Genomic DNA, 20,810 nt, shown 5'->3' with positions numbered 1-20,810 from the left:
GTCTTTTTTTGTTGCCTAAAAAAGAAAGGTTGCCGGAAAATGCGGTTCACAGGCCGATTCTTTTATGATAAAATAAGAAACCATAACAGAGGGAAAGAAGGCTTATGATGAGTGCTATCAAAAGGGAAGTGGCAGCTTTTATCGCTGCCCATCAGGTGGAGGATTTTATAATGACGCCCGTGACGATGCGGGAAGTATCGCTCCGGACGGCGCAGGAACAGATGCTGCCCAAAGTTGAGATGGCGGCCGTCGTCGACGGCGTCCTTGACGGGTGCCCGGCCTATCCGGTGCCGGTTCGCGTTTACATTCCCCATACGAGTCGGCCCCTGCCGGTCCTCGTCTATTACCACGGCGGCGGCTTCGTCATCGATACGGTCTCGGTCTATGATCCCGTCTGCCGCCGGATTGCCAAGGCGACGGACCATATCGTCATCTCTCCGGAATATCGCCTGGCTCCGGAAAATCCCTATCCTGCCGCCTACGACGATGCCTTAGCCGTGGCCCGGCAGTCTCTTTCCTTTTTGGAGGCCAAGAACATTGCCTACGAAAGGGATGTAACCTTGTGCGGTGACAGTGCCGGTGGCTGCATGGCCGCCTTTGTCAGCCAAAAACTGCAGCATGAGACAGACTTTCCCTTGAGCCATCAGATTTTGATCTATCCCCTCCTTGACTTTACCGGTTCCTTTCCGTCGTGCCAGGCAAACTGCTGCCCGGAAACGGGATTTTCGGCGGAGAAAATGACCTGGTATTTCAACCAGTTCTTCCGGGGGCGTGACGAAAAAATGGCGGCGTCGCCCCTTTTTGGCGAGTTGACGCCGTCCATGCCGTCAACCTTTGTCGTTACGACGTCTTTTTGCCCCTTTCATGACGAAGGTTTGGACTACATCCGCCGCCTCAGGGACCTCGGCGTTCGGGCGGAGACCTATAATTACGACAATATGGTTCATTCCTACCTCAACTTTGAAAAGATTTGCTGCGAGGAAATCGACGATACCTATAAGCGCATGGCAATGTTTTTGCATGATTGAAAGGAATTGCTTATAATAGAAATAAAAAAAGTCTGCTTGTGTATACGGAAAGGATGTGTCATTTTATGAAAAAACGCCTTTGCCCGGAATGTGGTAAATGGGTCGACGTGGACGGAGACTTTTGTCCTTTTTGTGGAGCTAAACTCCCTGAAATGGGCCTGGATGAACCCGTTATCGATGAAGAAACGGGGACTGAGACCTTTGATCACGAACGGGTAGCCCCAGAGGAACCGATTATCGACGAAGAGACGGGGACCGAAACCTTTGATCACGATCGGGTAGAAGCCGTCGAACATCCGGAAATGTCGGCTGACGGGGACCTGCCGCCTGTGGTGCCGCCCGTCCGACCGACACCGCCGCCATTTCAGGAAAAGCCCTTTTATGCCCGCCACGGCAAAGCCATTGTGGGCTTCATCATTGCCTTCGTCGTGGTCATTGCCGGAGTTATCGGCATGTATTTTTACGGGGCTCATCAAGATGACTATACGAAAGACGCCGTCTCCCTCTCACAGCAGCTGACGACAGAAAATGAGTCGGTCACCGATGCCGCTAAACTCCTCAGTCAGCAGGGCCAGGGGAATGGTTCCGAGTCGCTGATTAAGACGCTGGAAACGAGTCGGGCTAATGTGGAAAAAATAGCCAAGAATTACAATCCGCAAAAGATCCCCGACCAATATGCCAGCGATGACCAGGCCATCCGCGAAGTCATGCGAAATCAGATGGCTCTCTACGATAAGGCCATTGCCATCGCCAAGGCGCCGACCGATGCCGCCGTTAACGATAAACTGAATGATATGCTCACCCAGTCCCAGAATGCCAAGAAAATCGCCCGCACCATCCAAATCCCGGGGGCTGACTTTACGGCCGCCGTCGACGACGATGCTGCCGTTTCCTACCTCGAAAAATATGTGGCAAAAGTAAAGAAGGATGAGGAAGAAAAGAAGGCAAAGGCCAATCCGGACAAGCAGATTCTCTCATCCTACGCCAGCAGTAAGGACTTGTTCAACGACGATATCAATAAGCTTACCGATGATATCAACAACTATTTGAAGGATCACAAGGATTTCAAAGACAGCCGGGAATTCAACAACCGGGCCAATACCTTGTACCTCCAGATTTCTAAGACCCGCAGTCAGCTCGAAAGCGATTCGTCCATCGAAAATACGGCTATGAAGTACAAGCTCGATGCCTTGTTTAAGGCCCAGCAGGATCGGCTTCGCGGCCTCTATGATGGTGTCAGCTCCAGTCAGAAGGGCGAAGACTACCGTCCGGGCTTCCAGCGCGGCCAAGCGGCAACCGATCGCTATGACAAATTGAACAGCGAGTGGAACAGCCTGTAAGAAACTTTCTCCATAACCAAAGAGGTTCAGCGACACGATGATCGCTGAACCTCTTTTTTGATTTCTTTTTATTGTTTTACTTTTTTCATCGAAAGTCCGATGCGACCGCGGTCGGCATCGACACTGATGATTTCTGCGTTTATGATGTCGCCGGTGTGGACGATGTCCGTGGGATGACGGAAGGGATGGTTGCTGAGCTGGGATCGGTGGACCAGTCCCGGCGTCTTGATGCCGAAGTCGACGAAGGCACCGAAATCGACGACGTTCTGGACCGTGCCGCGAACGACGGTACCGACCTTGAGATCGGCGAGGGACATGACGTGCTGGCGGGTAAGGGGTTTTGGGAACTCGCTGCGGACGTCGCGGCCGGGCTTACGGAGTTCTTCCAGAATATCCTTGATGGTCGGCTCGCCGGCACCGAGGGAGGCCGCCAGTTTCGGGGCGGCGTTGCACTGGATCTTATCGCGTAGGCCTGCCATTTTTTCCGGTTCCTTCAAATCGTCGCGGGTCAGGCCGTACTGACCGGCAATTTGAGCGGCCAGGTCATACGATTCGGGATGGACCGACGTATTGTCGAGGGGCTCTTCGCCGTCTTTGATGCGAAGGAAGCCGGCGCATTGGGTAAAGGTAGCCGGTCCCAGGCGGGGAACGTTTAGAAGTTCCTGACGGTTTTTAAAGGGACCGTTTTCGTTGCGGTAGGTGACGATGTTGCCGGCCGTCGAAGTGGTGAGACCGGCGATGTGCTGGAGGAGGGCGGCTGAGGCCGTATTGAGGTCGACGCCGACGTAGTTGACGACAGAGGTTACGGTCTGATCGAGGGCCGTCGCCAGATCTTTTTGGTTGACGTCGTGCTGATACTGGCCAACGCCGATCGAAGAGGGATCGATTTTTACCGATTCGGCCAAGGGATCCTGGATGCGGCGGGCGATGGAGACGGCGCCGCGGATGGTGACGTCCAAGTCGGGCAGTTCTTCCCGAGCCAATTCCGATGCCGAGTAGACCGAAGCGCCGGCTTCATTGGTGATGACGTAGCGGCAGCTCAGGTTGTAATTCTCGATGAGCTGGGAGACGAATTGTTCCGTTTCATAAGAGGCCGTCCCGTTGCCGATGGAAATGAGGGTGACGCCGTGGCGGCGGATCATATTGGCCAAATCCTTGGCGCTCTTTTTCTTCTGCGCCTCCGAATGGGTCAGGTAATAGGTCCCGTAGTCGAGGACCCGACCGGTGGCACTGATGACAGCGGCCTTGCAGCCCGTGCGAAATCCGGGGTCGAGGCCCAAGATGATTTGTCCTTCAAAGGGCGGCTGCAAGAGGAGGTGGCGGAGATTTTCGGCAAAGACGTCGATGGCCTGCTTTTCGGCCTGGGCCGTCAGTTCATTGCGGATTTCCCGATCCATTTGCGGGAAGATTAACCGCTTATAGCTATCAGCAGCGGCACTCTTGATGATGGCTTCATACGGCGAATGGCGCTCCATGACTAATCGGCACAGCATGTCGATGTGCTTGTCTGTCGGTTCCTTGATCGTGACCTTTAGTTTCTTTTCATTTTCGCCGCGGTTGATGGCCAAGATGCGGTAGCTCGGAAGACGGGTGATGCGTTCGCTAAAATCGGCGTAGGTCAGCATGGGGCCGGCGTCTTTTTCTTCGACTTGGAGGCTGCAGGTTAAGCGGGCCTCCTGCCAGAGGCTGCGGCGCAGTTTTTGACGGAAGTCAGCCCGTTCGGAGAACCGTTCGGCTAAGATATTGGCCGCCCCTTGGATGGCGTCTTCGATTGTCGGGACATCATCATTAAGAAAGGCCTTGGCCGCTTCTTCCGGAGACGGTCCTTTGGGATTTTGCTCAGCAAAGAGCTTGGCCAGGGGTTCGAGGCCGGCGTCACAGGCCATGGATGCCTTGGTACGCTTCTTTGGTTTATAAGGAAGATAGATGTCTTCGACTTCTTGGAGCTGACGGGCTTTGGAAAGGGCCTTTTCCAGTTCGGCATTCCAGCAGCCCTGGTCTTCAATCGATTGGCGTACCGTTTCTTTGCGGCTGGCCAGAGCCTGTTCATAGGCGTACTGTTCCTGGATACAGCGCAGCTGGACTTCATCCAGTGTTCCCGTCGCTTCTTTTCGATAGCGGGCGATGAAGGGAATCGTATTTCCTTCGTCGAGAAGGGAGAGGGCAGCCTGCACCTGCTGAGGACGAACGCCGAGGGTACGGGCAATTTCAATAATCATCGTTTCGTCAGTCATGAATTCATTCCCTCCATAATGTATAGTTAAGATTGCTTATTTTGTAAGAGAAACTTTACACAAGTCATTGAATTTTCTCTTAATAACCGTTACAATATAATAAGGATATTCTATTTTTTGACCATGTAAATTACTCATGTAAGTCCATGTGGAATAAAGCTAGAATATCTTATTATACCATACTTTTCAAAGAAAGGGGGATAAAAATGGAAATTGCTGAAGTTTTGCGAAAAAACGGTTATAAAGTCACACCGCAGCGGCTGGCTGTCTATGATGCGATCATTCACAACCCGATGCATCCCAATGCCGAAGCTATTTACAAAACCTTACAGCCGAACTACCCGTCTATGAGTATGGCCACGGTATATAAAACCATGGAAATTTTTGCTAAAATAGGTGTCGTACAAGTCTTGCAATGTGCAGAAGATGCCCATCGTTATGATTATAACACGAACCCTCACGCTCACATTCGCTGTGAGAAGTGCAACCGCGTCATGGATATCGACTTGGATCAGAAGCATCTGAGTCAGTTGGCTGCCGAACAGACTGGTTTTACGGTCAATGGTGTAAGTGTTTCGTTTGTCGGTGTGTGCCCGAAATGTCGGGAAAAATCGTAATAGGTTGTAACGTCTGTTTTCGCTGCTGTCGCACGAGACCTGTCGGTTTTGTGCGGCAGTATTTTTATATATAATGATAGTATACGTCTCAACGAGAAGAAAGGAAATGTTATGCTGCATATTGGTTGTCACCTGTCGGTGTCACAAGGATTTTTGCATATGGGTGACGAAGCTTTATCTATAGGAGCCGATACGTTCCAATTTTTTTCGCGCAATCCGCGGGGAAGCAAGGTGCGAAAGCTCGATATCGATGATATGGAAGCCTTGAATGAACTCATGAAGAAACACCATTTTGCCCCGATCTTAGCCCACGCTCCTTATACCTTAAACGGCTGTTCCCAGACCGAAAAGACACGGGAATTTGCCCGTCAGGCCATGGCCGATGACCTGCGCCGCCTGGAATACCTCGATAACTGCCGTTATAATTTCCATCCCGGCAGCCACGTCGGCCAAGGGCCGGAAAAGGGCATCGACCTCATTGCCGACATGCTCAATACCTGCATGTTTGCCGTTCAGAAGACGACAGTCCTCTTAGAAACCATGGCCGGCAAGGGGACGGAAGTCGGGCGGACCTTTGAAGAATTGGCGGCCATCATCGATAAGGCCGTTATGAATGATAAAATCGGCGTCTGCCTCGATACATGCCACGTCTTTGACGGCGGCTACGACATCGTCCATGAGCTCGACGACGTCCTCTTGACCTTCGATAAGGTCATCGGTCTCGACCGGCTGAAGGCCGTCCACATCAACGACAGCAAGAACGAACTGGCCAGCCATAAAGACCGCCACGAGAAAATCGGTGAGGGCCATATCGGTATTGCCGCCTTTGATGCCATCGTCAATCATCCGGCCCTGCGGGCCCTGCCGTTTTATTTAGAGACGCCCAATGAACTCGACGGCTATGCGCGGGAAATTGCACTGCTTCGCTCCTTACAACGATCGGAATAAACGTAGATAAAGGGGACTTTTTATGCGTATACTACATACTGCCGACTGGCATTTAGGAAAACTATTTTATGGATCGTATTTGACGGAAGAACAGGACTATGTATTAAAAACTCAGCTCCTGCCTCTCATTAAAGACGAAGGAATCGACGCCGTCGTCCTTTCCGGTGACGTCTATGACCGGAGCCTTCCGCCGACGGAGGCGGTCGCCCTCTTTGATGAAATGGCGACCAAAATCACGGCCGAACTAAAGGTCCCGTTTCTCGTCATCAGCGGCAATCATGACAGCGCCGCACGCCTGTCCTTTGCCAGCCGCCTTCTGGCCTCCCAGGGCCTTTATATCGCCGGCGAATTAGACCGCATGACGGATCCTGTGGTGTTAGACGATAAATACGGCCCCGTCGCCTTTTTATTGGCCCCTTATGCAGAACCGGCCGTCGTCCGCCATTTCTTGGGCGATGACAACCTTCGCAGCCATGAGGCGGCCCTTTGCGCCCTTCTTTCGTGGCAGCAGGAAAAGATTCCCCGCGGCATGCGGACCGTTTGCGCAGCCCATGCTTTTGTAGCCGGCGGCCTTGCCGGCGACTCGGAGCGGCCCTTGTCCATCGGCGGCAGTGACCAGGTCGGAAGCGATTTGTTCACGTCCTTTTCCTATACGGCCCTGGGCCATCTTCACGGACCGCAGCAGATTACGCTGCCGACCATCCGCTATGCCGGAAGTTTGCTGAAATATTCCTTCGGCGAAGCCCGACAGAAAAAAGGGGCCGTCGTCGTCGACCTCGATGGAAAAGGCAAGGCCGATCCCGTCTTTCATGAATTTACGCCCCGCCACGACGTGCGCATCGTCAGCGGTTCCTTTGAAGACGTCATGGCAGCTTCCGACGATCGGCCTGACGATTTTATCTTGGTACGCCTTTCGGATCGACAGCCAATCCTCGACGGCATGGCCAAACTGCGGCGAAAATACCCCAACGCCATGGCCCTTGAAATGCCCAATCGCAATACAGAAGGTGGCGGACAGCGGGATTTTAATCTCAGACAGTCGACGGGACAGGAACTCTTTGACAGCTTCTCCAAGGCCATGCGGCCCGACCAGCCCTTGACCGAAGCCGAAGAAGAATGCGTCCGCCAGTTGTGGAACGAGTTAGAAAAACGTGAACAAGGGGGCTTATCATGATTCCCATTTACTTAGAAATGAAGGCCTTTGGCCCCTATGCCGGGGTGGAAATCGTCGACTTTCGCCGGTTGAAGGACCATAAATTATTTCTCATCTACGGACCGACCGGCTCCGGTAAGACGACCATCCTCGATGCCATCTGCTACGCCCTTTACGGAAGTACCAGCGGCGACATCCGCACCGGCTCCTATATGCGCAGCGAATATGCCACGCCGGATGAGCCGACGTCGGTCTCGTTCCGCTTTGCCATCGGCCAGAAATATTACCGCATCGACCGCAGTCCGGAACAACAGATCGCCAAAAAAAGAGGCGACGGGCTGAAGAAGGCCTCGGCCCAGGCTGCCTTGTATGAAACCGATGAAGACGGGGCTGATGAAAAACTCTTGGCCGCTAAAAACGTCAACGCCGCCGTCGAAGGGCTCTTGGGCTTTAAAGCCGATCAGTTCCGCCAGGTCGTCCTCCTGCCGCAGGGCGACTTTCGAAAACTCTTATTGGCAAACTCCGGCGAGCGTCAGCAGATCATGCAGACCCTGTTTCATACCCAGTCCTATGCCAGACTCCAGGCCCTGGCTAAAGAACGCCATGACGAACTGGAAAAACGCCATGAACAGGTGGCCCGCGATCGGGAACAATGTTTGCTCAATCTCGGCGTCGACGATGAAGGGAAACTTTCGGAACGAGAGCAGGAATTTCGGGATCAGGAAGTTTCCGTGTCCGAAAAGTGGCACAAAGCCGAAGCTGAGCGCAGTGCTCGGCAGAAAGACTTTCAGGCAGCCCAGGCCTTGGAAGCCCACTGGAAACTGTGGGAGCAGAAACGGCAGGAAGCAGCCAATCTCGATGGCCAAGCAGGGGTTTTTCAGGATAAGCGGAATAAGATTGACGTCTTGAGAAAAGCCGAGGTCTTAGCCGAACCCTGCCGCCACCTCGATGAGCTGGAACGGGAAGGGAAGGCTGCCGCCAAGGCTGCTGACAAAGCCAATGAAGCGGCACAGCAGGCGGCTGTCGACTTGAAGGCCGCTAACGAGAAGATGGAAAAACTTTCTAAGCAGGAAGGAGCCTATAAGGCGGCCGGAGAAGAACGAATCAAGCTGACCAATCTCAAGGGCAAAGCCGATTCTTACTACGACCAGTGCCAACAGGTCCAAAAGCTTCGGTCAGAAGCAATGGCTGCCGAACAGGCCTGGAAGAAGGCTAAGGGCGAAACAGAATCGGGGAAAAAGGATTTAGAGAAAGCCCGCGTCGCCTTGTCGGCCTTGTCTGAAAAGGCCGTTCTTGCTGAACAGGTGAAGCAGCAGTGCCGGACCTTGGAAGAAAGGGTAGCGCGAGAAAAAGAAGCAGCTGCCCTGGCCTTTCAGAAGTCAGACAGTCAGAAACAGTGGCAGCAGCTTCAGCAGTCGTTAGAAAAAGCCGCTCAAAAGGCACGGAACGACCGCGTCGACTATGAAAGCGTCCGGACCTCCTTCTTACAAGCCCAGGCTGCCGTCTTGGCATCGGAACTTATCGACGGGAAGCCGTGCCCGGTCTGCGGGGCGACGGATCATCCTACGCCTGCCATTCCGCCCGAGGATTTACCGACGCGGGACGACGTCGAACGGCGGCAAAAAGCAGCCGAAACGAGCGAACAGGAGCGGCAAAAGCTGGAAGTTGATACCAAGGCTGCCGAAACGGCCTATAAAGCCTTAGAAGGTCAATACGATCATCTCCGTCAGCAGTATCCGCAAGACGTCTCCTTGAAAGAACTGGAAGCTGAATTGAAAGCGGCGCAAAAGACACAGGCAGACCTTGAAAAGGCCCTGGCCCAAGGGGGAAATCTTCGCAAGGCCGTTTCCGATGGCGAGACGAAACTCAGCCAATGGGAAGCGGCCGAAGAAGCGGCAAGAAAGGCCTTAGAAGAGGCCAAAACGAGAGCCGTCAAGGCCGGCGAGACCCAGGCCCATTTGGAAGCGGAACTGCCCGAGGCCTATCGCAATCCCAAGGAACTCAGCCGCCGTCTGGCCGAGTTGACGCAGCACCTTAAAGACTATGAAGAAGCTCTTCAGAAAAGCCGGGATCATCTGGTAAGCTGTGAACGTCAGGGAGCTCAGCGCCAGGAAGAAGCCAGAAGCCTCACCCAGCAGGTCCTGACCCTGCGCAGTCGATTCAAACAGGACTATAACGACCTCGGCCAACGGGTACTGGCAGCGGGCTTTGCCTCCGTTCGTGCCTGCCGGGACATGCAGCCGTCCGTAAAGGATATTCCCGTCCTGGAAGCCGAAGTCCGTCAATATGAGACCAAGCTGCAGCAAGTACGAGGCCAGCTCGAACAGGAAAAATCAGCCATCGACGGTAAGCCACGTCCCGATGTCCCTGCTTTGGGGAAAAACTTGGCTGAAGCTGAAAAGACGAGCCGCGATCTTGCCGAAGAAAGGGGACGTCTGTCGGCGACCTTCTCCCAATGGCAGCAGGAAAAGAAGAAGCTACTGGCCCTCGGTCAGGACGAAGCGGATCTCGTCGAAGCCTATAAGACCGTCGGTGCCGTCTACGACCTCATTGCTGGCAAACAGACGGGCATCAACTTCGAGCGCTACGTCTTAGGGGCCCTCCTCGACGACGTCTTGGCCGCCGCTAATGAACGGCTCCAGGCCATGAGCCGTCAGCGCTATACCCTGCAGCGTTCCCAAAGTTGGGATGATAAAAGGGTTAAACAGATCGGCCTCGACATCGAAGTCTACGACAACTATACGGGCTATGCCCGGCCGGCCAACACCCTGTCCGGCGGCGAGACCTTCTTGTCGTCCCTGTCCTTGGCTCTTGGGCTGGCCGACGTCGTCCAGGCTTATTCCGGCGGCATCCACCTCGATGCCATCTTCATCGACGAAGGCTTCGGCACCCTCGACAGTGAGACTTTGGACTATGCCTTAAAGACCCTGGCGTCGCTTAAGAGCGGCGGCCGCCTGGTCGGCATCATTTCCCACGTGCCGGAATTAAAAGAGCGCATCGACGCCCGCCTGGCCATTCATAAAACCGATCGAGGCAGTACGTCGTCCTTTGAATTTTCCTAAGCTCGTCTCTATATTGTTGAATTGACGGAAAAAGTATATAATAAGGCATAATCGAGAGAGGAGGGACGGAATGTCCATTCAAAAAGTACGCGACTATTTTTCTCAGTGGGGAATGGCAGACAAAGTCATGGAACTGACCGAGTCCAGTGCCACCGTTGAAGAAGCGGCAGCAGCCCTTCATACGGAAGGTCGGCGCATTGCCAAGACCATGTCCTTTCTGGTCGGTGACCAGCCGATCCTCATCGTCTTTGCCGGCGATGCCCGCGTCGATAACCATAAGTACAAAGAGAGGTTCCATAAAAAGGCGTCCATGATCAAAGCGGACGACGTCGAAGGTCTCATCGGCCATCCCGTCGGCGGCGTTTGTCCCTTTGCCATCAATCCCGGCGTCGACGTGTATCTCGATGAATCACTCAAGCGTTTTCACACTGTCTTTCCGGCCTGCGGCACGGCCAACAGCGCCATCGAATTGACCCTGGATGAGCTGATGACCTATTCGAAGGCTCTCGAATGGGTCGACGTGTCCAAGGTCTGGCAGGAAGAAAGCATTTAACAAAGGGGGTTACACCATGCAGTTTACGTTTAAACACACCAATTTTAATGTATTAGATCTCCAGCGCAGCATGGACTTTTATAAAGAAGCTTTGGGCCTCACGGAAGTCCGCCGCATTGAAAATCCTGATTTCACCATCGTCTATCTCGGTGACGGCGTTACGGGATTTCAACTGGAATTGACGTGGCTCAAAGACCGTAAAGAACCGTACAACCTCGGCGACAACGAATTCCATACGGCTTTTGCCGTTAAGGATATGGATGCTGCCTTGGCCAAACATAAGGAAATGGGCTGCGTCGTCTATCAGAATCCGGCTATGGGTATCTACTTCATCGTCGATCCCGACGGCTACTGGCTGGAAATCATTCCGGAGCGTGGATGATGAAGAAAGAATATACCCAGCGGACAGCCCGCCTCATCGGTCAGGATAAAGTCGATGAGCTCAATACCAAGAAAGTCCTCGTCTTCGGTGTCGGCGGCGTCGGATCGGCTGTCGTCGAAGCCTTAGGGCGAGCCGGCGTCGGCCATCTCATCTTAGTCGATGCCGACGTCTTCGACCCGTCGAACCTCAACCGCCAGTTAGGCGCCACCGTCGACACGATTGGCCGATCCAAGGTAGAGGTCATGAAAGAACGGCTGCTTACCATCAATCCCGATATCGACGTCGAAACCCATGCCACCTTCTACTTGCCCGAAAGCCATGAAGGTTTCATCGCCAAATCCGGTGCCGATTACGTCGTCGATGCCATCGATACGACCAGTGCCAAGATCGCCATCATCGACGAAGCCTACCACAGCGGAATCCCCGTCGTCTCCTCCATGGGGGCCGGCAACAAGCTCCATCCGGAGTACTTCAAGCTCGACTACATCGAAAAGACATCCGTCGATCCCTTGGCTAAAATCATACGCCATGAATTGAAGAAGCGCCGCATCCGCCGCATCAAAGTCGCCTATTCGACGGAAGTACCCCGTACGCCCATCTCGGACAGCGAAGAACTTCGTCCCAGCCCGGGCAGCATCTCCTTCGTGCCGGCCACAGCCGGTATGATTTTAGCCGGTGCCGTCATCCGCGACCTCCTCGATTTAGATTAAAATAAAATTTTACCTATCTTATACACAAAGGCTGCGATCTAAAATCGCAGTCTTTTTTTACGATATTTTCACGGTATTTCGGCGATTTTGATAAGTATCGGAGCATACTTGTCCACAACATGATAGAGTATTTGCGCGTTGACACGACCTACTATATATAGTATCATAAATCTTGTAAATATCGGCCCCGAAATCGTATATATTGTGGGATACGCGGGACTTGTGGACATTTTTATACAATATACTGTGGAGGTAGACATATGCTGGAAGTAATCAAGAGAAACGGACAAAAAGTGCCTTTTGACAGGGACAAAATTACCATCGCCATTGAAAAGGCCATGAACAGCAGCAGCGGCGTATACGAAGAAGGCCAGGCTGCGAAGATTGCAGGTGAAATCGAAGCATATGCTGCATCCATTCATAAGGACATGACCATTTACGCTATTGAAGATCAGGTCTATTATCGCCTCTTGAAGTACAACAATCCGGCCACGGCCCGGGCTTATGAAAACTACAAAGCCATCCAGGCCTTTAAGCGCCAGACCAATACGACGGACAACGACGTTTTTGGCCTGTTGAACAACACCAACTTAGAAGTCCTGAATGAAAACTCCAATAAGAACGGCCACGTCGTTTCGACCCAGCGTGACCTCATTGCCGGCGAAGTTTCCAAAGACATTGCCCGCCGTAAATTGATTCCGGCCGACATCGTCCAGGCCCATGACAGCGGCGCCATCCATTTCCATGACATGGACTACATCATTCAGCCCATGTTCAACTGCTGTCTCATCAACCTCGAAGACATGCTGGCCAACGGTACGGTCATCAACGGCAAGAAAATCGACACGCCGAAGTCCTTCCAGGTTGCCTGCACGGTTACGACCCAGATCATCGCCCAAGTCGCCAGCGGCCAGTACGGCGGCCAGTCCATCAACGGCATCGACCGCATCTTGGCTCCTTACGTCCGCAAGTCCTTCAAAAAATACATGAGCGCCGTCGTCGAAGAACAGCGCGAAGTCTACGGCATTGAACCGGACATGGAAAAAGCCGAAGAAATCGCCTGGAAGCGTACGAAGAAAGAAATCAAAGACGGCATCCAGACGATCCAGTATCAAATCAATACCCTCATGACGACTAACGGCCAGGCTCCGTTTGTGACCTTGTTCATGTACTTTAAGCCCGATTACGAATACGCTAAGGAAGCGGCCCTCATCGATGAAGAACTCCTGCGTCAGCGCATTCAGGGCATTAAGAACGACGCCAACGTCTACGTCACGCCGGCCTTCCCGAAACTGATCTACGTCCTCGACGAACACAACGTCAGCGAAGGCAGCCCCTATTTCTACCTGACCCAATTGGCTGCCGAATGCACGGCAAAACGGATGTATCCCGACTACATTTCGGCCAAGAAGATGCGCGAATCCTATGAAGGCAACGTTTTCAGTCCCATGGGCTGCCGGTCCTTCTTAAGCCCCTGGAAAGACGCCGAAGGCAACTATAAATTCGACGGCCGCTTCAACATGGGTGTCGTCTCCTTGAACCTGCCTCAAATCGGGATTCTCGCCGATGGCGACGAAGAAAAATTCTTCCAGATCCTCGACAAGCGCTTGGAACTGTGCAAAAAAGCCCTCCTCCTTCGCGTCAATCTCTTGAAGAAGGTGACGTCTGACGTATCGCCGATCCACTGGCAGTACGGTGCCATTGCCCGCCTCCAGCCCGGTGAAACGATCGAAAAATTCATTTACGGCGGCTACGCAACCCTGTCCTTAGGCTACATCGGCATGTACGAAGCGACGATGTTGACCAAGCACTGCTCGCACACGACGCCGGAAGGCCGCAAGTTTGCCATGCGCATCATGGACGACCTCAACGCCCATATCCAAAAGTGGAAGAAGGAAACGAACATCGGCTTTGCCCTCTACGGTACGCCGGCTGAAAACCTGACCAACCGTTTCTGCAAGATCGATAAGGCTCGTTTCGGCTCCATTGCCAACGTTACCGACAAAGATTACTACACCAACAGCTATCACGTCGACGTCCGCGAACCGATCAACGTCTTCGATAAATTCTCCTTCGAAGCCGATTTTGAAGACAAATCGACGGGCGGCTGCATCAGCTACGCCGAAATCCCCAATATGGCCCATAATATCCCGGCTGTTCTTACCATGATCCAGTATATTTACGACCATATTGCCTACGGCGAATTCAATACCAAGCTCGACTACTGCCACGAATGCGGCTTTGACGGTGAAATCATCCTTAACGACGACAACCAATGGGAATGCCCGCGCTGCCATAATCAGGACCGCAACAAACTGACGGTTATCCGCCGGACCTGCGGCTACTTGGGCGAAAATTTCTGGAATGAAGGGCGGACACAGGAAATCAACAACCGTGTCCTCCACATATAAGAGGTGACTTTCGTTGCATTATGCACAGATGAGACAATATGATATCGCTAACGGGCCCGGCATTCGCTCGACCCTCTTCGTGACGGGCTGCTCGCGAAACTGCTTCAATTGTTTCAACCCGGAATACCAAAATGCTAAGTTTGGCCAAGAGTGGACCGACAAAGAAAAGAAACAGCTCCTGTCCTGGCTTCAGGCGCCGACTAACAGCGGCTTGACCCTCCTCGGTGGGGAACCGATGGAAAATACCGACGGCCTGACGCCTTTGATTCAGGAAATCAAAGCGGTCTTGCCCGACAAATCCGTCTGGGTCTACTCCGGCTTCACCTACGATGAAATTATTCAGGATCCGCAAAAAAAGGCCCTCCTCGATCAGTGCGACGTCCTCGTCGACGGCCCCTTCGTCGACGCTTTGAAAGACCCGGGACTCTATTTCAGAGGCTCGTCGAACCAGCGCATCATCGACCTTCAGAAGACGCGTGAGTCCGGCGAGATCACTCTCGTATGGCCTGACGGACGATAATCCGCCTTTTCCGGATTTTTACTATAAGAAGTAATGAGTATTGGCTAATATGATTTACACCGTAAGCCTTTCTTGATATAATAAGTATAAATAGACGTTCTTATTTCCTTGCATTTGTAACGTCAAACAGACGTTGAGGGGGGCTTATTATGGTAGTCGATTCCGTTAAAAAATTAAAAAATGTCGTCAGCGAAGTTATGAAAGGCTATACCAGCAATTCGACAGGCGGATGCTGCGGCGTGTCCCTTCCGCCGGAAGAACAGCGCGAACTGAAACGGCTGAAAGAGGGCGCACAGGCCGATAAGGCTGAAAAGAAAGATTGACACGTACGATAAAAACGAGTACACTACAGTCATAGAACGCAAACGCACGACGGGGACACCACGCAAGGTGTCAATCGTCGTGCGTTTTTATTTTGCTCACGAGAGGTGGATACGATGCAATTATTATTGAATGGGGCCCGCGTCGACGGCCCTTGGTCTTCATTAGAAGAATTGAAACATGCCCACGGTAAGGGCCAGGAAATCACCATCGTCAACGGTTTTGCGACGACAGAAAATTTACCCTTACAAGACGGCGATGAAATCTATTTTATCCCTAAAGACCGGCTGCCGCCGAAAGAAGCCTTGGAGGCCATGATGTGTTCCCGCCACACGCCGAAAGTCCATGAAAAGGTCAGTGCCGGCCGGGTTGCCATCTGCGGTCTCGGCGGACTCGGTTCTAATGCGGCGGTCTATTTGGCACGGACCGGCGTCGGGCACCTGCACCTCATCGACTTCGATACGGTCGATGCCAGCAACCTGAACCGCCAGTCCTACATGGTCCGCGACTTGGGGCAGCGTAAGACCGATGCATTAGCTCGGCAGATTGCCGATATCAATCCCTTTATCGACGTCCGTACGGACTTCGTGCGCATGACCGAAGACAATACGGCCGACCTCTTACAAGATGACCAGATCGTCTGCGAAGCCTTTGACAACCCCGATGCTAAGACGATGTTGGTTCACACCGTGTTGGAACAGTGTCCCGATAAATATATCGTCTCCGCCTCGGGCATGGCCGGCTACGGCGACAGCAATGAAATCCAGACCAAGAAAATCATGGACCGTTTCTACGTATGCGGCGATCAGACGCGAAATGCCAAACCCGGCCGGGGACTCATGGCCCCTCGTGTCGCCATCTGTGCGGCCCACGAAGCCAATCTCATCATTCAGCTCCTGGTAGACGTTTTGTAATTTTTGTCGCGTAATGGGCGAACTTTCGAACCGCCGGAGAGGCGGCATTGCCGGGAAGAAAGGCGATGCCGAGAGTAATGGATGCCGGCGGATCGAGGGGCAGGAGGACGGCTGACGTCACCCGTTTCCGGGTAATGAGGCGGTTCATGATACAGATGCCGAGTCCTTCTTCGACCATCGAAATAGCAGCTGCATTCTCCAGCGTCGTATAACCGATACGAGGCTGGAGATTATTTTTTTTTAGGAGATGCAAAACGTCGTCGTCCTTCCCGAGGGCCGGCATGATGACCGTTTCTTTTTGGCAGCGGGAAAGAGGATAGGGGCCATTGGGGGCCAATTCATGGTCGGGTGGGACGGCGGCCACCATTTCATCGTCAGAAAGGGGAATCCAGTCGTAAGGCATGGGTTCCTGATAACTGAGAAAACCGATGTCGGCCGTGCCGTCGTCGAGCCAGGCCGTGACCTCCTGACGGATGCCTTCCATCAAGTGAATCTTGATTTGGGGATAATCCCTTTGAAAGCGGCCGATGACTTTAGGAAGCCAGTGCGTAGCGACACTGGAATAGGCGGCGATGTTGAGGCTGCCCGTCAATAGGCCGCGTATGTCTGAGGAGAGTTCCTCGATTCGTTTCTCTTCACTGAGGAGCTGTCGGATGGGAAGTAATAGGCGCTCGCCATTTGGCGACAAGGTGACGCCATGGCGGCTGCGGAGCAATAAGGGAAAACCGACTTCCTTTTCAAGAGCCGCTACGAGTTGACTGACACCGGATACGGTGTAGTCTAGTTGTTTGGCCGCAGCGGCAAAACTTCCCGTTTCGACGGCTGCTAAAAAGGCTTTATAACGTGCCGTATCCATAGTACCTACCCCCTGTACCTTATTCATTAAGTAATACTGTATGAAATATAAAAGAATTATAGATTTACTTAAGTATAATCGATGACTATAATAATGTACAGAAAAGGAGGTATCGTCATGAAGGTCAACGGAAACGGACAAGTCATGCTGGCCGGTATCCTGTGGGGGACCATCGGCATCTTCATTTGGTATATGGAAAGGGCCGGGGCATCCGTCGAATGGATCAGCTTCTTACGGGTGTTGTTTTCATGGCTCGTCTTAGTAGCCTTCGTCTGCTGGCGAAACGGTCCGGCCTCGATGAAGGTGAAGCCTGAAATCATGGCTTACTGCGCCCTGTTAGGCCTCATCTGTCACGGCATCTATAATATCTTTTACAGCCTGGCCGTCACCTCCATCGGCGTGTCCCTCAGCGCCGTCCTGCTCAATGTGGCCACCGTTTTTACGGCCGTCTTTTCAGCCCTCTTCTTTCAGGAAAAGATTACACCTTTGAAGGGGCTGGCGCTGGTAATCAACATCGTCGGCTGCGTCCTGGCCGTTACCGGCGGCACCTTCGACTTGACGGCCCTTTCCCTGTGGGGCCTTGGCTGGGGCATCATGGCCGGTCTCTGTTATGGCCTGACAGCTATCATCGGCAAGGTAGCTGGTTACGGTACCGACGCCTTCGTCATGAGCCTGTGGAGCTTCTTTTGGGCTGCCCTCTGCCTTCTCGGTTGGATTCTGTGGCAAGGAGGGCCCATGGTCATGACGCCGTCCGTTTTAGGAATGGGCTTTTTCTACGCACTCATCCCGACCGTCTTGGGCTATATCCTATATTACCTGGGCCTCCAGCAAATCGAAAATCTGAGCCGCGTCCCCGTCCTGGCCTCCTTAGAAACAGCCGCTGCCGTTATCCTGGGCATGAATCTCACCGGCGACATCTTGAACCTGACGAACCTCCTCGGCATCGCCCTAATCATAGCTTCCCAGTGGCTAATCGGGAAAAGCCGCCAATAATCGCTGTACCTGGAGACAACGTGATTACCTTTCTTGAGACCGATGGGCTGGCAAACCGATTGGAAGCATAACCGTATAGATCTTAAATCGGGAGAAAAATAGATTTTGACAGGCTCTCCTTTAAGTCTGCATGAGATGGGATGATATCTCATGCAGACCTAAAGGAGAGCTTGTTTTATGTGAAATAAGGAAAGGCTTTCTATATACCTACGGAAGACCGTCGGAGGGAGACGAATCATGGCTGGTGTGACCGTAGCGACAAGGGTCCAGGAGGTCTTTGGAAAATCTTGAAGGGCGAAGGTTACGATGCTCGTCGTGTTACAGACCGAGCCTTCTTGATTGACACCATAGAAGAATCTGTGGAATACGGCTACGGGAGTATTCACGTCTCTGAAAGGGCAGGCCGGCGATTGGTTGGCCGTATAAAAGATATCATCGGAAACCGGCATCAAAAATAATGTGTATTATATTTTTTCAAGTGTATACTTGACGATTAACCGTTCACGATACAGTGGCTTTGTATTTTTTTCAGCATCCTAAAGCAGATGCGGCAAAGGTTTTCATGATTTATTGAAAGTGAAAATCCTATGCGTTTCGATGACCGCCGTTTCCGTAAATTGCGGAAATAAATCCGTCTATGATGTAAATACGGAAACTGTTATAATAAAGTGAACAATATTATGTATATATATCATAATATTACGGTATACACAGCGTTGCGGTATATACGATATTGCCGTATATATGCTGTTTCGGTATATACCGATACGAAACTTCCATACAAAAGGGGGAAATAGTTGTATGGACAAAAAGTCACGAAAGAAAAAAATTATAGAGCTTCTCATTACCCGTCCGGAAGGCATGACTGGGGAAGACATTGCCACGCAGATCGGCGTTTCTTCCCGTACTGTCCGATCGGATATGAAAAAGTTACAGGAACGGTTGCAGTCCTTTAAAAGCGAAATCATTGCTGCCCCCAATAAAGGCTATCGATTGGAAGTGAAGGAACCGAGAGAAGTGCTTCTTCAACTTTCCGATGAATCTAAAACTCAGGTAGGAATGTTACAGTCTGTATCACAACAGAATTATATTATCGGTCGGTTTATCGTAGCGTGTCTCGATGATGATTCGGTTACGCAGATGCATCTTTCTGAAGAGATGCATGTTGGTATTTCAACGATAAAAAAATACCTTGCCGAAACGCGGCTGAAACTAGAGGAATGGAACCTGACACTGGAACAGTACAAAACAGAAGGCTTGCGAATCGCCGGTGAAGAGGGAAATATCCGCAGCTTTATCGTCGATTATCTTCAAGAAGTAGAGAATCCCCTCGTTAAAGAACGGATTTTTTCACAGACGTCTGATGTACAGTATCAAGATATTTTGCTCAATATTTCTGAAGTTCGCAATCTGCCTTTTACCGATACGGCACAGCATAACCTTATCGTACAGGTTGCCTTATCTGTATTGCGGTCACAACGGGGCCATACCTTGGCTATTACGTCTAGTCTGGCTCAAAAACTGGAAGTTTCCTTTGAACACGATACGGCAAAGAAAATCGCCAACAGTATTAACGAAAAGCTGTCCATCGATTTGCCCTTTAGCGAGGTGTTTTATCTGACTCAGTGCCTCTTGACGGGGAAAAAGTTCCACGATGGTGAATCGGGATTGAATGATGATCACATCCGGCAATTGGTAGAAACCATACTGGACAGGGTCGATGAAAAGTTCGGTCTCGATTTTAGCGACGATTCGTACTTGAAAGAAGGGCTCATGCTGCATCTGCGCATTGCTATTGCCCGCGTCCAGTTCCACATGGCCATACGGAATGAACTTCTAGAAACGGTAAAGCATGACTATCCCGTGCCTTTCCAGATTTCCGTCTATGCCGCAAAGATTGTGAACGATATCGAAGGTGTCCAGTTTAATGAAAATGAAATCGGTTATATTGCGCTCCATTTTGGGGCTGCCATGAGCCGGAACAGCATGATGGATCTCGATGAAGTAAAACGAGTGTATATCGTCTGCTCTGCAGGACTGGGGGTTTCGATGCTCTTAAAGGCCAAGGTTCGGGAACATTTCCGCAACAGCATACAAGTCGTCGATGTCCTGCCTGCATACAAGGTGACCCAGGATATCATCGATGATGCCGACTTTATCTTCTCTACGGTACCATTACCGATGGAATCGCCGAAAATCTTAAGCGTCAATCACATGCTGCAAAAAGAAGACATCGAAAAAATCCAACGCGTCGTTTTCCATCGCCAAGATGAAGTCGGCAGTGATGATTTGATGAAAGGCTTTTTCCATGGTGACTCCTTCTTTCTTAATAAAGATTTTAAAACACGGGAAGAATGCTTGGAATTTCTCACGGATCAAGCCGTTCAAGGCGGCTATATGGATGAACAGAGCAAGCAATCCGTCTTTGAACGGGAACAACTTAGCTCGACGGCCGTCGGTAACTTGGCTGCTTTGCCTCATGCCATGGATACGGAACATGTCAAATCCAATATTTCCGTGCTGACCTTGCAAAAGCCCATTCCTTGGGGGGACATGCAGGTGCAGATCGTCTTTTTGTTGACTATTGAACAAGAAAAATCGGCACTGTGGGAAAAGGTATTCTTGCGGTTATATAATTTCATCAAAGACGGAAATGGTGCCGAGCAAATGCGGAAAATTCGGGATTTTGAACAATTTATGAGCCTCTTTGCCGAGGTGATACCATAAGGATCACGAAGTTCCTGCTACAGGGCTGCGTCCTATATAAA

General features: G+C 51.8%; 17 protein-coding genes. 15 read left to right on the top strand and 2 right to left on the bottom strand.

From position 1 onward, the window contains the following. Positions 1-104: 104 nt before the first annotated feature. On the top strand, positions 105-1,028 hold the full coding sequence (locus tag UCI88_RS02365) for an alpha/beta hydrolase (protein WP_256179882.1): 924 nt from the start codon (positions 105-107) through the stop codon (positions 1,026-1,028). Positions 1,029-1,093: 65 nt separating this feature from the next. After that, positions 1,094-2,368 (top strand): zinc ribbon domain-containing protein, encoded by a 1,275-nt coding sequence (locus tag UCI88_RS02360; protein ID WP_256179881.1) that lies wholly within the window; start codon positions 1,094-1,096, stop codon positions 2,366-2,368. 68 nt (positions 2,369-2,436) lie between these two features. Here UCI88_RS02360 and UCI88_RS02355 read toward each other — a convergent pair whose 3' ends face one another. Next, a complete protein-coding gene (locus UCI88_RS02355; RefSeq protein ID WP_044504393.1) occupies positions 2,437-4,602 on the bottom strand; it encodes a Tex family protein in 2,166 nt (721 codons plus the stop codon). 206 nt (positions 4,603-4,808) lie between these two features. On the opposite strand from UCI88_RS02355, the gene UCI88_RS02350 reads away from it, so the two are divergent. The 11 genes from UCI88_RS02350 (at position 4,809) to thiF (ending at position 16,193) form a co-directional block, all read left to right on the top strand. Then, a complete protein-coding gene (locus UCI88_RS02350; RefSeq protein ID WP_044504392.1) occupies positions 4,809-5,219 on the top strand; it encodes a Fur family transcriptional regulator in 411 nt (136 codons plus the stop codon). Positions 5,220-5,330: 111 nt separating this feature from the next. After that, positions 5,331-6,167, top strand: coding sequence for a deoxyribonuclease IV (locus tag UCI88_RS02345; RefSeq protein WP_256179879.1), 837 nt, complete (start codon positions 5,331-5,333; stop codon positions 6,165-6,167). Between the two features lie 22 nt (positions 6,168-6,189). Further along, the gene (locus tag UCI88_RS02340) at positions 6,190-7,341 is read left to right on the top strand and encodes an exonuclease SbcCD subunit D (RefSeq protein WP_256179878.1); all 1,152 of its coding nucleotides are present in this window, start codon (positions 6,190-6,192) and stop codon (positions 7,339-7,341) included. After that, positions 7,338-10,382 carry an AAA family ATPase gene (locus UCI88_RS02335; RefSeq protein ID WP_256179877.1) on the top strand — a complete coding sequence of 1,015 codons (3,045 nt, stop codon included), beginning with the start codon at positions 7,338-7,340 and terminating at the stop codon, positions 10,380-10,382. Before UCI88_RS02340 ends, UCI88_RS02335 begins: the two co-directional genes overlap by 4 nt. A 70-nt stretch (positions 10,383-10,452) precedes the next feature. Then, a complete protein-coding gene (locus tag UCI88_RS02330) occupies positions 10,453-10,935 on the top strand; it encodes a YbaK/EbsC family protein (protein ID WP_044504388.1) in 483 nt (160 codons plus the stop codon). Between the two features lie 16 nt (positions 10,936-10,951). Beyond that, positions 10,952-11,317: a VOC family protein gene (locus UCI88_RS02325; RefSeq protein WP_044504387.1), complete on the top strand. Its 366-nt coding sequence runs from the start codon at positions 10,952-10,954 to the stop codon at positions 11,315-11,317. Next, positions 11,317-12,027, top strand: coding sequence for a tRNA threonylcarbamoyladenosine dehydratase (locus UCI88_RS02320; protein ID WP_256179886.1), 711 nt, complete (start codon positions 11,317-11,319; stop codon positions 12,025-12,027). Before UCI88_RS02325 ends, UCI88_RS02320 begins: the two co-directional genes overlap by 1 nt. A 260-nt stretch (positions 12,028-12,287) precedes the next feature. Continuing rightward, complete coding sequence (gene nrdD, locus UCI88_RS02315) at positions 12,288-14,438, top strand: anaerobic ribonucleoside-triphosphate reductase (protein ID WP_044504385.1); 2,151 nt, start codon at positions 12,288-12,290, stop codon at positions 14,436-14,438. Positions 14,439-14,451: 13 nt separating this feature from the next. After that, entirely contained in the window at positions 14,452-14,958 is a 507-nt protein-coding gene (gene nrdG / locus UCI88_RS02310) for an anaerobic ribonucleoside-triphosphate reductase activating protein (protein WP_256179876.1), read from the top strand. A 149-nt stretch (positions 14,959-15,107) separates the two neighbouring features. Then, a complete protein-coding gene (locus UCI88_RS02305; RefSeq protein ID WP_176698850.1) occupies positions 15,108-15,281 on the top strand; it encodes a hypothetical protein in 174 nt (57 codons plus the stop codon). Positions 15,282-15,395: 114 nt separating this feature from the next. Further along, entirely contained in the window at positions 15,396-16,193 is a 798-nt protein-coding gene (gene thiF / locus UCI88_RS02300; protein ID WP_044504383.1) for a sulfur carrier protein ThiS adenylyltransferase ThiF, read from the top strand. Here the strand turns inward: thiF and UCI88_RS02295 are convergent. Continuing rightward, positions 16,165-17,049, bottom strand: coding sequence for a LysR family transcriptional regulator (locus tag UCI88_RS02295; protein ID WP_256179875.1), 885 nt, complete (start codon positions 17,047-17,049; stop codon positions 16,165-16,167). The two genes, thiF and UCI88_RS02295, sit on opposite strands and share 29 nt — an antisense overlap. A gap of 117 nt (positions 17,050-17,166) precedes the next feature. Here UCI88_RS02295 and UCI88_RS02290 point away from each other — a divergent pair, with 117 nt between their 5' ends. After that, complete coding sequence (locus tag UCI88_RS02290) at positions 17,167-18,042, top strand: DMT family transporter (RefSeq protein ID WP_256179874.1); 876 nt, start codon at positions 17,167-17,169, stop codon at positions 18,040-18,042. Between the two features lie 801 nt (positions 18,043-18,843). Beyond that, entirely contained in the window at positions 18,844-20,769 is a 1,926-nt protein-coding gene (locus UCI88_RS02285; protein ID WP_256179873.1) for a BglG family transcription antiterminator, read from the top strand. Positions 20,770-20,810 lie beyond the last annotated feature (41 nt).

Source organism: Megasphaera massiliensis, assembly GCF_036305205.1.
In the GTDB taxonomy this organism is placed as follows: domain Bacteria; phylum Bacillota; class Negativicutes; order Veillonellales; family Megasphaeraceae; genus Megasphaera; species Megasphaera massiliensis.
The sequence above is the reverse complement of the archived record's forward strand: the minus strand, read 5'-3'. Positions and strand labels throughout refer to the sequence as shown.

Bases quoted from the DNA above. Each gene is read 5' to 3' on its own strand.
- UCI88_RS02365 (WP_256179882.1), top strand. From the start codon at position 105: ATGATGAGTGCTATCAAAAGGGAAGTGGCAGCTTTTATCGCTGCCCAT.
- UCI88_RS02360 (WP_256179881.1), top strand. From the start codon at position 1,094: ATGAAAAAACGCCTTTGCCCGGAATGTGGTAAATGGGTCGACGTGGAC.
- UCI88_RS02355 (WP_044504393.1), bottom strand. From the start codon at position 4,602: ATGACTGACGAAACGATGATTATTGAAATTGCCCGTACCCTCGGCGTT.
- UCI88_RS02350 (WP_044504392.1), top strand. From the start codon at position 4,809: ATGGAAATTGCTGAAGTTTTGCGAAAAAACGGTTATAAAGTCACACCG.
- UCI88_RS02345 (WP_256179879.1), top strand. From the start codon at position 5,331: ATGCTGCATATTGGTTGTCACCTGTCGGTGTCACAAGGATTTTTGCAT.
- UCI88_RS02340 (WP_256179878.1), top strand. From the start codon at position 6,190: ATGCGTATACTACATACTGCCGACTGGCATTTAGGAAAACTATTTTAT.
- UCI88_RS02335 (WP_256179877.1), top strand. From the start codon at position 7,338: ATGATTCCCATTTACTTAGAAATGAAGGCCTTTGGCCCCTATGCCGGG.
- UCI88_RS02330 (WP_044504388.1), top strand. From the start codon at position 10,453: ATGTCCATTCAAAAAGTACGCGACTATTTTTCTCAGTGGGGAATGGCA.
- UCI88_RS02325 (WP_044504387.1), top strand. From the start codon at position 10,952: ATGCAGTTTACGTTTAAACACACCAATTTTAATGTATTAGATCTCCAG.
- UCI88_RS02320 (WP_256179886.1), top strand. From the start codon at position 11,317: ATGAAGAAAGAATATACCCAGCGGACAGCCCGCCTCATCGGTCAGGAT.
- nrdD (WP_044504385.1), top strand. From the start codon at position 12,288: ATGCTGGAAGTAATCAAGAGAAACGGACAAAAAGTGCCTTTTGACAGG.
- UCI88_RS02305 (WP_176698850.1), top strand. From the start codon at position 15,108: ATGGTAGTCGATTCCGTTAAAAAATTAAAAAATGTCGTCAGCGAAGTT.
- thiF (WP_044504383.1), top strand. From the start codon at position 15,396: ATGCAATTATTATTGAATGGGGCCCGCGTCGACGGCCCTTGGTCTTCA.
- UCI88_RS02295 (WP_256179875.1), bottom strand. From the start codon at position 17,049: ATGGATACGGCACGTTATAAAGCCTTTTTAGCAGCCGTCGAAACGGGA.
- UCI88_RS02290 (WP_256179874.1), top strand. From the start codon at position 17,167: ATGAAGGTCAACGGAAACGGACAAGTCATGCTGGCCGGTATCCTGTGG.
- UCI88_RS02285 (WP_256179873.1), top strand. From the start codon at position 18,844: ATGGACAAAAAGTCACGAAAGAAAAAAATTATAGAGCTTCTCATTACC.